This window comes from Treponema brennaborense DSM 12168 (assembly GCF_000212415.1).
Taxonomy (GTDB): Bacteria; Spirochaetota; Spirochaetia; order Treponematales; family Treponemataceae; genus Treponema_F; species Treponema_F brennaborense.
The window spans coordinates 486770-499841 of the sequence record NC_015500.1 but is presented as its reverse complement, the minus strand read 5'-3'; the positions used below and the strand labels follow the sequence as shown (position 1 = coordinate 499841).

The window sequence follows — 13072 nt, the reverse complement described above, 5'->3', positions numbered from 1 at the left end:
CTTAATAAACACATCGTCTCCACCATGGAATGGAGAATATTATGTATTTTAAACTAAGTTCAAGTATTATATTTAGAGAGTTTGATTCGTTTGGTTATATAACTGACAATAGAAATTTCAGGTATAAACTCCTTAATGATGGAGAATCTCCTATAGGAGACAGGATAGTTTCGGATGTAGGATGTATTTTTATTTCTGCTTTAACAAAAAAACCACAATTTATCGATGATATTGTAAAAAAAATATGCATTTGCTTTACAGATGTTGACTTTAATATAATTAAGGCTGACGTTTGTGATTTTCTACAGAAACTAAATAAAGATGGCTTTATTGTAGCCGGCAGAACATATCAAGAATGTGAAGAAAACGAAATTAAATTTTCTTATAAAAAAACAAATATAGAAAACAAAGTAGTAAAAACACATCCTTGTGTTTTTAATGTGAAGAAAGAAACTCAGGATTTTCTTGACAACTATTTTGATGGGAAACCACAACTTACAAATGTACATATAGAAATTATAAGCAAATGCAATGAAAGATGTGTTCATTGCTATATACCGCATGAAAATAAGACAACAGAAATGAGTTATGAATTGTTTTATAATATTCTTAATCAATGCAGAGAATTGAATGTATTACATATAAATTTAAGTGGTGGAGAACCTTTGTTACATAAAGATTTTTGTAATTTTTTACGAAAATGTAATGATAATAATTTTTCAGTGAATGTCCTTAGCAACTTGACATTACTTAATGATGACATTTTAGCTGAAATGAAATCTAATCCACTTTTAGGAGTTCAAGTTTCATTATATTCCATGAATCCTACTATTCATGATGAAATAACACAAATAAAAGGAAGTTTCGAAAAAACTAAAAATGGGATTCTTAGACTAATTGAAAATGATATTCCATTGCAAATAAGTTGTCCTATAATCAAACAAAATAAAGACTCATATACAGATGTTATTAAATGGGCTGAAAAATATGGAATTCAAGTTTCAGCTGATTATGTTATTATTGCTGGTTATAACAATACAACAAGTAATTTGAAATGCCGATTATTCATCGATGAAGTAAAAGAAATAATTAGTTATAAAATGGAAAATGATTCAAAATTTTTAAGACAGATGAAGCAAGATGTTGAAGATAAAAAGAATACTTTACCAAATGATAGTATATGTAGTGTTTGTCATTCATCAATTTGTATAAATGATAATGGAGATGTATATCCATGTGCAGGCTGGCAGGGATATGTTGTTGGAAATATAAAAAATACATCACTTGAAGAAATTTGGGAGGAATCTGATAAAGTAAGATATTTAAGAGATTTACAAAAAAAGGATTTTCCAAAATGTATAAATTGTTCAGATAGAGATTTTTGCACTATGTGTATGATTAGAAATTCTAATGAAGATCCTTTAGGTAATCCATTAATCATTAATAAGTATTTTTGTACTATTGCGAAAATAAAAAAAGAGTTATTCAATGATAAAACTTCGAAAAAAAATGATATAGTCATAAATGAGACTAACAAAAAGGAGAAAGAAAAATGAAAGTAATTGGATTGTATGGCAGAAGTAATTGTGGAAAAACTTCAACACTCAACTTATTAATCGATTTATTAGAAGAAAAAACTACTGGCTGTAAAAAGCCTAGTCCGCAAAACAATGTCTGCGATAGACGAGAAACAATTAGTTTTAATGGCAAAATAGTCTCTATTTGTACTGCAGGGGATAATGAAAACCAGCTTAACGAAAATATTAAATATTTTAATAAGACAAACCCTGATGTTGCTGTCTCAGCAACAAGAACCAGTGGAAAAACTTGTACAGAACTAAAACAGTATGCAACAAAACAGTCATGTGACGTTGATTGGATTAAAAAAATATACTCTTCTATAGGTGCTGAAAATAAAGACAATTTAAAACAAACAAATGATATATTAAATAAAATCTAAATGATGAACTTCTTTAAGGACTAACCCCAACCATTTGATAGTATCAATCTTTTATTTTGTAGACAAATGACACTATAGAAGTTATATTATTATCAGTAACAAAAAACGACAATGTTTTTGTAAGAGCGGCGTTATGACGGCGCTCTATTTTTTTGTCCAAATTACACAAAAAGCTATATTAAAACCTAAAATCGTAATAAAATATAACGTTTTCCATTTTACACTATTGATTTTAATCAAAAATGCCGATACAGTACATATAATCAGATTACAGAAGGTATGAATATGAGCGAATCATTATTAGTACGGGTTATGTCCATTGAAATTGAGAATTTTAAGAATGTCTCAAATGGTCTTTTTTCTATGCCTAAAACTAATGATAAAGATGAGTTTTCTCAAGATGCAGACATAGCTGGAATATACGGTCAGAATGGCTCTGGTAAAACATCAGTAATTCAAACGCTTTCTTTATTTAAAAACATAGCTTCTGGCAATTCTCTTTGGGCAGACATGGAAAAAGTAATTTCTGCTAATAAAGAAGAATGTACTTTTAAAATAAAACTAGCAATTCAAAAATCAGAAAATGAAAAGTATAAAGTTACTTATGGTTGCACCATTTCAAAAAAAGAAGAAAAGGCTGTTTTTTCTTCTGAAAAATTGAATGTTTCAAAAATGTTAGAAGATGGTTCATGGGTTAAAGACAAACCGTATTTTGAATGCTCTTACAATGATGCGTTGCAGGTATTTACACCCAAAAATCAATATGATGAACTTGTATCAAAAAACCGAGACAAAATAATTGAGTTGTCCGTTGCTTACAAAATGGCACAGGAAACAAATAAATCCTTTTTATTTTCAAAAGAGTTTTCTGATATATTAAAACAGTCTCCACAAAATGAACTTGGCATTATTATTAGTATAATTAAAAAGTATGTAATGCAAAAATTATTCATAATACTAACCTCCCATAGTGGCGGAATAAGCTTAAATATGTTTATGCCGCTTGCATTTATTCTTAAAAATCAAAACTCACTATCAGTTGGAGATATTCCTATTGACTTACAAAATCCAACGATTCTTCCTAAAGCTGCTTTTGAAATGATTGAAACAGTCATTAGTAATATGAATTGCGTATTAGATGCACTTGTTCCAGGATTATCTGTTGGTTTTATTAACTATGGAGAGCAATTACAAGAAAATGGAACTGGTGGTATTCGATTTGAGCTTGTTTCTAAAAGAGATGGATTGCAGTTTCCTCTTCGCTATGAATCAGAAGGCATTAAAAAAATAATTTCAATTCTGAATGTTCTTATTGTTATGTTTAATGATCCTTCTGTATGTGTAGCTATTGATGAATTGGATAGTGGTGTTTTTGAACTTCTTCTTGGAAAATTGTTGTCCGTCATTGAAGAGTCTGGAAAAGGACAATTAATTTTTACTTCCCATAATTTACGTCCGCTAGAAGTATTAAACAAAAATAGTATTATTTTTTCCTCTGCTAATGACAAAAACCGTTACATTAAATTATCAAATATAAAACCAACCAATAATCTTCGTGACTGTTATCTACGTGCGTTGTCTTTGGAAGGTGAGAACGAACCGTTAGCAGTTGAAATAAAGGAATCTACAATAAGGCGCTGTTTACGCAAGGCAGGTTGCCATGTCGAAGAATAGAAAAAAAGCTATAGCCGTCATTGTGGAAGGACTTTCTGACAAAGTTTCGCTAGAAAGTATTTTTGAAAACTACTTTGAAAACAGCAGTGTTAAAGTTGCTGTCATGTATTGCGATATAACAACAGAACCAAATCCAATAACAATGACAGATCCAACACCGGGAGATATAATTAGTATTATCAGTAAAAGAATCACAGATTCTTTAGCAATAGATAGAATTCGTTTTCCTACTGATGTTGAAAGAATAATTCATATTATAGACACGGATGGAGCTTTTATTTCTCCTGAATATGTAATGGAAGGAACAAACAATAAGATTCAATATACAGAAAATGAAATAATTACAAATAGTAGAAATCAAATAGAAGAAAGAAATAAAGCAAAAAGACTTATAGTACAAAAATTATGTAAACTCCAGAAAATTTTTGATATTCCATATCAAATATTTTTCTTTTCAAGGAATTTGGAACATGTTCTTCATAATAAAATTGAAAACCTAACAGACGAAGATAAAAAAAATCTTTCAAATTCTTTTGATGACAAATATGGAGAGAAAAAAGATTTGAAAAGTTTTTTAGACTTTATAAACGATACTAATTTTGCTGTGCCTGGCACATATTCAGAGACATGGGTTTTTATTCTAAAAGACAAAAACTCCCTTAAGCGATATAGTAATCTTAATCTTTTGTTTAAGGACTAATCCCATGCCATTTACCCAAGAATCAGATTTTGAAGACGCTCTAATAAACACACTTACAAAAAAGGGTTGGGAAGAGCAAATAATCGAATATCCAACAGAAGAAGACTTAATACAAAACTGGGCTTCAATCCTTTTTGAAAACAATAAGGAAATTGACCGTCTTAATAACATTCCCTTAACTAACAGCGAAATGGCACAGATTCTTGAGCAGATTGCAAAATTAAAAACTCCGCTAAAGTTAAATGGCTTAATCAACGGCAAAACAATATCAGTAACAAGAGATAACCCAAAAGATACATTGCATCTGGGGCATGAAGTAAGTCTTAAAATCTATGACAGAAACGAAATTGCAGCAGGTCAAAGCAGATACCAGATTGTTCGACAGCCAAAGTTCAAGGCAAAGTCTGCACTGTTAAATAATCGTCGTGGCGATTTAATGCTTTTAATAAACGGAATGCCGCTTTTCCATATTGAGTTAAAACGAAGCAATGTTTCTGTTACACAGGCTTGCTGCCAAATAGAAAAGTATGCGTATGAAGGTATTTTTACAGGATTGTTCTCTTTGGTTCAAGTTTTTGTGGCAATGGAACCAAACGAAACTGTTTATTTTGCAAATCCCGGACCGGATGGAAAATTCAATTCTGATTATTATTTTCATTGGGCAGATTTTAATAATGAAAGAATCAATAATTGGGAAAAGATTGCATCTTCATTGCTTTCTATTCCAATGGCTCATCAGTTAATCGGTTTTTATACAGTTGCAGACGGTTCTGACGGTGTTCTAAAAGTAATGCGAAGCTACCAGTATTATGCGGCAAATGCAATTTCTGACACTGTTTCAAAAATCGAATGGGGAAGCCACAGTATTTTAGGCGGTTTTATTTGGCATACAACAGGTTCCGGCAAAACCATGACAAGTTTTAAGTCCGCAGAGCTTATTGCAAATTCAGGAGATGCTGATAAAGTTATTTTCCTAATGGACAGAATTGAGCTTGGAACTCAGTCTTTAAAAGAATATAGAAACTTTGCAAATGAAAACGAAGAAATTCAAGGAACAGAAAACACAAATATCCTGATTACAAAATTAAAAAGCGACAACTATTATGACACGCTCATTGTTACATCAATTCAAAAAATGAGTAACATTAAAAATGAAGAAGACGGCTTGAATGCCTATGATATTTCTATAATGAATTCCAAGCGGATTGTTTTTATTATTGATGAAGCCCACCGCTCAACTTTTGGCGATATGCTTATAACAATCAAAAAGACTTTTCCAAATGCAATTTTTTTGGCTTTACTGGTACTCCAATTCAGGTGGAAAATCAAAAAAAGATGAACACAACAACTACCGTTTTTGGTAATGAATTGCACCGCTACAGCATTGCAGACGGCATTCGGGATAAAAATGTACTGGGTTTTGATCCGTACAAAATTCTAACATACAAAGATAAGGATTTAAGAAAAGCCGTCGCCTTGGATAAATCACAATCTAAAATAGTGGAAGAGGCATTAGCCGATCCTAAAAAGAGCGAAGTCTTTAACAAGTTCATGGACTCTTCTAAAGTTAAGATGGCTGGCTTTGTTGGAGATGATGGCAAGGATGTAAAAGGTATTGAAGATTATATTTCAAACTCTCAATACAGACGCAAGGAACATCAGCAGCAAGTTATAAATGATATTTTAGGTGATTATGTCCGTCTAAGTAACAATGGTATGTTCCATTCAATTTTTGCAACAAGCAGTATTGATGAAGCAATTGAATATTATCGCCTCATAAAAAAACAGAAACCTGAATTAAAAATCACCGCATTGTTTGATCCTAACATTGACAATAACGACGGCTTTGCCTTAAAAGAAGACGGTTTGATAGAAATAATTTCAGACTACAATCAGCGTTACGGTGTGGATTTTTCTCTTGCAACTCACGCACAGTTTAAAAAAGATATTGCTGCTCGTCTTTCACATAAAGAGCCGTATATTCTTATTGAACGCACTCCGGAAAAAGAACTTGATTTATTAATTGTGGTTGACCAAATGCTTACAGGTTTTGATTCAAAATGGATTAACACACTGTATCTTGATAAGATTTTGGAATACGAAAATATTATACAGGCATTTTCAAGAACAAACCGTTTGTTTGGAGAAAAGAAGCCTTTCGGAATTATAAAGTATTACAGAAAACCACACACAATGGAACGCAATATTCAAGACGCTGTAAAATTGTACTCCGGCGACAAACCCATTGGAATGTTTGTAGAACGCCTTAGCTTTAATATAAAAAAGATGAACGAAGTTTTTGCCGATATTTCAGATTTGTTCTCAAAAGCAGGTTCCGATGATTTTACAAAATTACCGGAAGACAAAACAGAAAGAGGCAAATTTGCAAAGGCATTTAAACAACTGAATGAATATTTAGAATCGGCAAGAGTGCAGGGCTTTACATGGGACAAGCTTCAATATGAAGTTACAGAAAACAAAGATGAAGAAGAACAAACAACATCGGTAAGCCTGAATCTTGATGAAAATACCTATTTAGCTATGGCTTTGCGTTATAAAGAACTGTTCTCTGGTAAAGATTCGGATTCAGAAGGTTCAGAAGATGTACCTTATGAAATAGAAGGCTACCTAACAGAAATCGATACAGATAAGATTGACGTTGACTATATGAACTCCCGTTTTACAAAATACTTGAAAATTCTTTCTCAAGAAAATGTAACTGAAGAACAGCTTGAACAAGGATTGAATGATTTGCACAAATCATTTGCTTTTCTTACGCAGGAAGAGCAAAAGTATGCAAACATTTTTATCCATGATGTTCAGATGGGGAATGTTGAAGTAGATAGCAACATCAGCTTTAGAGAATATGTGTCTTTATATCAGCACAATGCAGAAAATGAACAGGTTAGCCACTTATGTTCTGCCCTTGGTCTGGATGAAAAGAAGTTAAGAAGCATGATGAATTGCTGTCTAACAGAAAACAACATCAATGAGTTTGGTCGCTTTGATGAATTGAAAGCTTCTGTTGATAAAGAAAAGGCAAAGTCTTATTTTGAGCAGTTAGAAGGCAATCCTGTATCGCCTTTTGCAGTGAACATTAAAATTCAGACCTTGCTGCAAAAGTTTCTTTTATCCGGTGGGATTGAAATAGAGAAATGATTTTAGTCATATATTTTAAGACAAATTTTTAAAATACTATTTTCTTACAGCCAGTTAGATATTTTCTTACAGTTTACGTCTGCCTTTTGCAGCAGAAAATTAATTCGCTGACCATTGTCGTAATTACAGATAGAAATTTAATTGCCCGGCGCACAGTCGGTACTGCAAGAAGATACTGTACTAATTATGAGCACATTTTTTCCTGATATCATCAGGTCATACAATCATCGGTACATCTCGATCGTGTAAAATTTTCCGCCATTATCACCTTTTGTTAAAAGCTCTTCGGCCTTGTAGGGTAAACAACTGCATATAACCAAAATAACTAGAATTATTAATATAACTTAAAAATTTCATATTTTTCTTCATTTTATACGTTGTACCACGCTCATTCATGATTAGATAGACTATTTTTTTCAAAAAGTGTATTTTGTTCATTCTCCCGATTCATAACCACCTTACGATAAAAGTATACCAATGAATAAAAGATATTGCTTTTTCAATTTATCAGGCCTATTGTAAGTAGATACGATTATTGAAATTAGTAATTTATCACTATATTTTTCTTTCATGTTTTTTCTCTTTCTTCAACGCGTTGTGCATAATTCAGTTTTCACCCCATTTTCTGGCCCTGCCAACTCAAAAACCACCGGTTATTGCCAAAGTAATATGCCAATATTTTCTTCTGTCTGCCCCACCCCTACACACATACATCACCCGCCGCCGTACTTGCCCAGACAGAAACCACGTGGACGACTTTTGATTCCCTGTCGTTCGATATTCTGATTGTTTTTCCGTCGATTGCGATTACTTCCGTTTCCGGAAGTCTGACACTGAATATTCCTTTTGCGTATTCGCAGAAAACTTTTTCCAGCTGCTTGTCGTCGATTCTTGCAAGCACGCGCAGGATTGTAGTCGCACGATAGGGTTTGAGCGTCAAAACAGTACGTCAATACAGTTTTCCGGCACAAAGTAATGCGCCTGTTCTTTATTTCCGATTTTACTTGCTTGATTACCTGTACGGAAATTCAAACAATTCGGATGCAAGTTCATATTACCGAATTTATCATCAAATCTTAATTCCATGACTCTTTATCTCAAAAACACTTTTGCATCCTCAACAAAGCTGATGAAGGTTACTTCCGTTTTCGGTTTTGTCGAGTGGGTTTATAATGCGGTTGCCCTGCCCAAGTAATGATTAACATTGTAAAAATTGTGATACCTTGTTATAATTTCGCCGATACGCTCCAGAAAATGTGAATGTTTGTGCCAAAAAGTATTTTCAATAACCGATGCTGCCGGTTGTAATGAACTGAAATGAACAGCCATATCTCATTTAAAAACATTCATTGCAGAAATTAAAGTCTCTCAATTAAAACGATATTCGCAATAACAATAAACGTTATAGGATTTTTCTTTTTTTGATTTTTAAACCATTAAAACTGGAATTATATGGTCTTTTTAGCTTTTTATACGCCGTAATCATTTTAAGTGACGGCTACTGCGCTTTCATCGGCGTGTTGATATTTTTATTTTCTATGCCAACAATATATATTCGTGGTTTTTATAGAAAACTCGCAAAATAAAATTTATTCTATCCGGAACGCTTCTCTTGATTCTTATGCGGGGGATTAAAATATGGAACAGAACTCAGGCCTGCCGGATTTTTAAACACCCTTGCAAGAACCTTCATCATAGGAATTATCGCTTATCACCGGACAGCTTGAAAAAATCCGTTATTCCCTATAGTATATATATATGAAAATAATGGTAATCGGTTCCGGCGGACGCGAACACGCAATATGCTGGACATTGGCAAAAAGTCCTTCGGTAACGGAAATCGTCTGCGTTCCCGGAAACGGCGGAACGGCAGCCGAATCCAAATGCCGCAACCTGGATCCCGCTGCGTGCGCGTATTTGGACGGCGTTTCGGGAACGGATATATATCCGGCGATCGCGCGGCACGAAGGCTGCACGATGGCCGTCGTCGGCCCTGAAGATCCGCTGGCCGCGGGCGTTGCCGACGAATTGTGGAACGCGGGCGTTCCCACCGTAGGCCCCAAATCGAAGGGAGCGGCGCTTGAAGCGAGCAAAGACGTTGCCAAGCAGTTCATGCACGCACACCGCGTTGCCTGCGCCACGAGCGAAACGTTTACCGATGCAGAAGCGGCGCGCGCTTATATAAAAACGCACGGTGCGCCGATCGTCGTCAAAGCGGACGGTCTCGCCGCCGGGAAAGGTGTCGTAGTTGCCGCCACGGAAGCGGACGCACTGAACGCCGTAGATGAATTCATGGGCAAAGAAACGCTCGGCGCCGCCGGAAAAAAACTCGTTATAGAAGAATACCTTCAGGGAGTGGAAATATCCGTGCTCGCCGCCGTTTCGGTCACTCCCGAAAGTGCGAAAGCCGGAAAAGCGTGCATTGTACCGTTCGTAACGGCGCGCGACCACAAACGGCTGCTCGACGGAGCAAAAGGCCCGAACACGGGCGGTATGGGCGCCGTCGCACCGGTGAGCGACGTAACGCCGGAACAGATGTCCGCCTTCGACGAACGCATACTCAAACCGACGCTCGCCGGCATGATTGCGGAAAACATGGATTACCGGGGATTCATTTTCTTCGGACTGATGCTTACCGCGGACGGGCCGAAGCTGCTCGAATACAACGTGCGTCTCGGAGATCCCGAAACGCAGGCCGTGCTGCCTCTCATGGACTTCGACTTTGCCGAATTGTGCCGGGCTATCACGAACGGCACGCTGAAAGATTTTCCGTGTACCTGGAAACCGGGCTTCGTCTGTGCACCGGTCGCCGTTTCGGGCGGATATCCGCACGCCTATAAAAAAGGACTTCCGCTGAGGGTAACGGAAAAAGCGAAAAACGCCCCGGACGTAAAAATATTCATCGCGGGAGCCAAAACGGCGGAAAACGACGGAACCGGACTGGTAACCTCCGGCGGACGGGTGCTCGCAGTCAGCGCCTACGGCGAAACGTTTGAGCAAGCAAGGCGCGCCGCGTACGAAACGATGGCGGGCATTACGTTTACCGACATGTTCTTCCGTACGGATATCGGACTTCCCGGCGCGGCCGAATCGGGAGCACTGTAAACCGAACCTGCGTACCCGCAAACGGTACGCAGCGCTTAGGGAACGGCTCGAAGCGATTTTGAAACGTTGAAACGACTCACACTTTCGGCGGCCCGCCGGACGTATATATTACGGTTCCGCCGGGCTGCCGAACGCAAGCTGTTCGTATTCGCGGATACATACCGGCTGTGAATAGACAAACCCCTGCACCATGTCGCATTTGACTTGACGCAGAAAATCGACCTGCCATTTTTTTTCAACGCCCTCGGAAACCGTTTTCATTTTCAGTTTTCGGGCGAGTTCTATCACGCTTTCGATAACGGACGTACCGCGCAGATCATCGTTTCCGTTGTCGGCAAAAAATTCCTTGTCCAGTTTCAGAACGTCCACCGGCACCGCTTTCAGCATGTTCAAAGAAGAATAACCGCTGCCAAAATCGTCAAGCGAACAGGTAAAACCGAACTCGTGCATTTCGCGAATGATGCGGATCAGCAGTTCCATATTTTCAAACACGATCGTTTCCGTCAGTTCCAATTCCAGATACGTCGGCGGGATATCGTATTTCAGACAGATATCCTTGAAAAACCGCAGAAAATTGGGCCGGTTCAAATACGCGAGCGAAAGGTTTACCGATATGGTATGCGGCGTCAGTCCCCGATCCAGTTCCGAACGCAGCAATTTGCACACCTGCTCGAAAACGAACAGATCGATGCTGAAAATGAACCCGTTCCGCTCGAACAGCGGAATGAATTCGTCGGGGCGGATCATTCCGCGCTCCGGATCGAGCCAGCGGATAAGCGCTTCGGCGCCGGTAACGGAATCGGAGCCGATATCGTATTTCGGCTGGAGATACACGATGAATTCACCGGAAGCGAGCGCTTCTTCCATTCGGTTTTCGATCCGCTTTTCTTCCCGCAGCCGCTTCCGGTCCTGTTCCCTAAAATACGCACAGCGCAGCAAACTGCCGCGCTGCCGTTTGGCATTTTCCAGCGCGATAAACGCCCGATCCTGCATGGTCAGTATATCCAGCCGCGGATCTTCAACCTGATAAATCCCCGCGCTGATGGAAATGACGTATCTGCGGTCGTCTTCAACGTTAAAATTGCCGATGCGCGCGGCCATCAGCTTCAGACGGTCCTGCAGGACTTCTTTGGAGTGAAACTTCAGCAGCATGATAAAATCATCCTGCATGGCGCGGACCGCAATCTCGTCTGAAACCAGCATACCGTTCAGACAGTCGTATACGTATTTCAGCACCCGATTCCCGTTTTCATAGCCGAACGTATCGTTCAGTATTTTAAGATGATCGATATCGATTATCACGAACGCGTACTGCGTATCTTGGGACGAAGAGAGCAGACTGCTCGCCTCTATGGAAAACCACGAATTGTTTCCGCCTTTCGTAATGGAATCTTCAAACGCAAGCACGTACAAATCGCGTTTGTTCTTCTTGTACATAAGCCCAAAAATCGCGATAATCATGACCAAAAACAATATCTGGAACACGCACAAAAAAACGGTCAGCACCGTAAACCGGGAAGAAGCGAGCGTCAGCAGTTTTGCCGGAAACATCATCAGCAGCGAACAATTATCGAAAGAAAGCGGGTGTATGTACACGAAATACGGATTTTCCGAAAACCGCATACTCGATATATATTCGGTGCGCTGTGAAAACGCCGTTTTGAAATCGGCGAAAGCCTCCCGCGACCGGAAGTTCCTGCGGCTCACGTTCCGGAAAAAGTTTCCGTCAAAAAACGCAAGATTCGTATCACCCCGCCCCGTAATGAAATCGCCGTCCGCGTCTATGATAACCGAAAAACCGTCCTTACTGAACCCCTGCAGCGTCAGCGCGTTTTCTATCGCGGCCACATCGTAAATACCGGTCAGAACGCCGCCGATTCCCCGTTCCTGCATGATCGGCACGCTGCAGACAAAGATTTCCTGCCCGTCGACGAGGGAGTGCAGCGAAAATTCGACGGCATTCAAGCCGTTCATCGATTTTCGGAAATAATCCCGATCGGTAATGGAAACGGCCCGATGCGCCGTTTGACCGTCGCTCGTCCGATACGTTCCGTCGGGAAGCGCCACGCCGAAACGGATAACCCCCGATCGAACCGCCTGCTTGGCCAAATAATCGAACACGACATCGGAATGGAGATTTTCCGAATAACGGAATACCGTCGCCAGCTGCTCAAGATTCATAAGCCGATTTTTTAACCGGTCTTCTATCAGCATTTCCGTCTGACGCGATATTTCCCGCACGTACAATTCGCTTTCAGTATCAAAAATGGTGCTCAGCCGTTTTATATGATCCGCATACAGCAGAAAAACGGAGAATAAAATTAAGAGTAACCCGATGCTGAACGGGGCAAACTGGTGTTTTTTTCCCTGTTTATACAAGATAGCAGTATCCATCAAAAACTCCGGATACAGTATAACATCAGAAATGCTAAAATACAAGGAAAACCGAACGGAACGCTGCCGCGATTCCGTCC

The 13072-nt window shown here is 38.6% G+C and carries 8 protein-coding genes and 1 pseudogene; 7 read left to right on the top strand and 2 right to left on the bottom strand.

The window, feature by feature from the left end; all coding sequences use genetic code 11:
- The first annotated feature begins 41 nt into the window (after window positions 1-41).
- The 6 genes and pseudogenes from TREBR_RS02045 (at window position 42) to TREBR_RS14765 (ending at window position 7493) form a co-directional block, all read left to right on the top strand.
- On the top strand, window positions 42-1556 hold the full coding sequence (locus tag TREBR_RS02045) for a radical SAM/SPASM domain-containing protein (protein ID WP_013757571.1): 1515 nt from the start codon (window positions 42-44) through the stop codon (window positions 1554-1556).
- Window positions 1553-1960 carry an ATP-binding protein gene (locus TREBR_RS02040; protein WP_013757570.1) on the top strand — a complete coding sequence of 136 codons (408 nt, stop codon included), beginning with the start codon at window positions 1553-1555 and terminating at the stop codon, window positions 1958-1960. Before TREBR_RS02045 ends, TREBR_RS02040 begins: the two co-directional genes overlap by 4 nt.
- Before the next feature lie 285 nt (window positions 1961-2245).
- Window positions 2246-3634, top strand: coding sequence for an AAA family ATPase (locus TREBR_RS02035; protein ID WP_013757569.1), 1389 nt, complete (start codon window positions 2246-2248; stop codon window positions 3632-3634).
- The gene (locus TREBR_RS02030; RefSeq protein ID WP_013757568.1) at window positions 3621-4334 is read left to right on the top strand and encodes a hypothetical protein; all 714 of its coding nucleotides are present in this window, start codon (window positions 3621-3623) and stop codon (window positions 4332-4334) included. The genes TREBR_RS02035 and TREBR_RS02030 overlap by 14 nt, the downstream gene beginning before the upstream one ends.
- 4 nt (window positions 4335-4338) lie before the next feature.
- Window positions 4339-6552 (top strand): annotated as a pseudogene (locus TREBR_RS14770) (type I restriction enzyme subunit R domain-containing protein); the annotation flags it as partial.
- A 32-nt stretch (window positions 6553-6584) separates the two neighbouring features.
- Window positions 6585-7493, top strand: a complete 909-nt coding sequence (locus tag TREBR_RS14765) for a type I restriction endonuclease subunit R, EcoR124 family (protein WP_425358329.1) — start codon at window positions 6585-6587, stop codon at window positions 7491-7493.
- Between the two features lie 700 nt (window positions 7494-8193).
- Here TREBR_RS14765 and TREBR_RS02020 read toward each other — a convergent pair.
- On the bottom strand, window positions 8194-8394 hold the full coding sequence (locus TREBR_RS02020) for a hypothetical protein (RefSeq protein WP_156786587.1): 201 nt from the start codon (window positions 8392-8394) through the stop codon (window positions 8194-8196).
- 857 nt (window positions 8395-9251) lie between these two features.
- On the opposite strand from TREBR_RS02020, the gene purD reads away from it, so the two are divergent.
- Window positions 9252-10598, top strand: coding sequence for a phosphoribosylamine--glycine ligase (gene purD, locus TREBR_RS02015; RefSeq protein ID WP_013757567.1), 1347 nt, complete (start codon window positions 9252-9254; stop codon window positions 10596-10598).
- A gap of 108 nt (window positions 10599-10706) precedes the next feature.
- On the opposite strand, the gene TREBR_RS02010 is transcribed toward purD, so the two are convergent.
- Window positions 10707-12992: a bifunctional diguanylate cyclase/phosphodiesterase gene (locus tag TREBR_RS02010; RefSeq protein WP_013757566.1), complete on the bottom strand. Its 2286-nt coding sequence runs from the start codon at window positions 12990-12992 to the stop codon at window positions 10707-10709.
- Window positions 12993-13072: the final 80 nt, after the last annotated feature.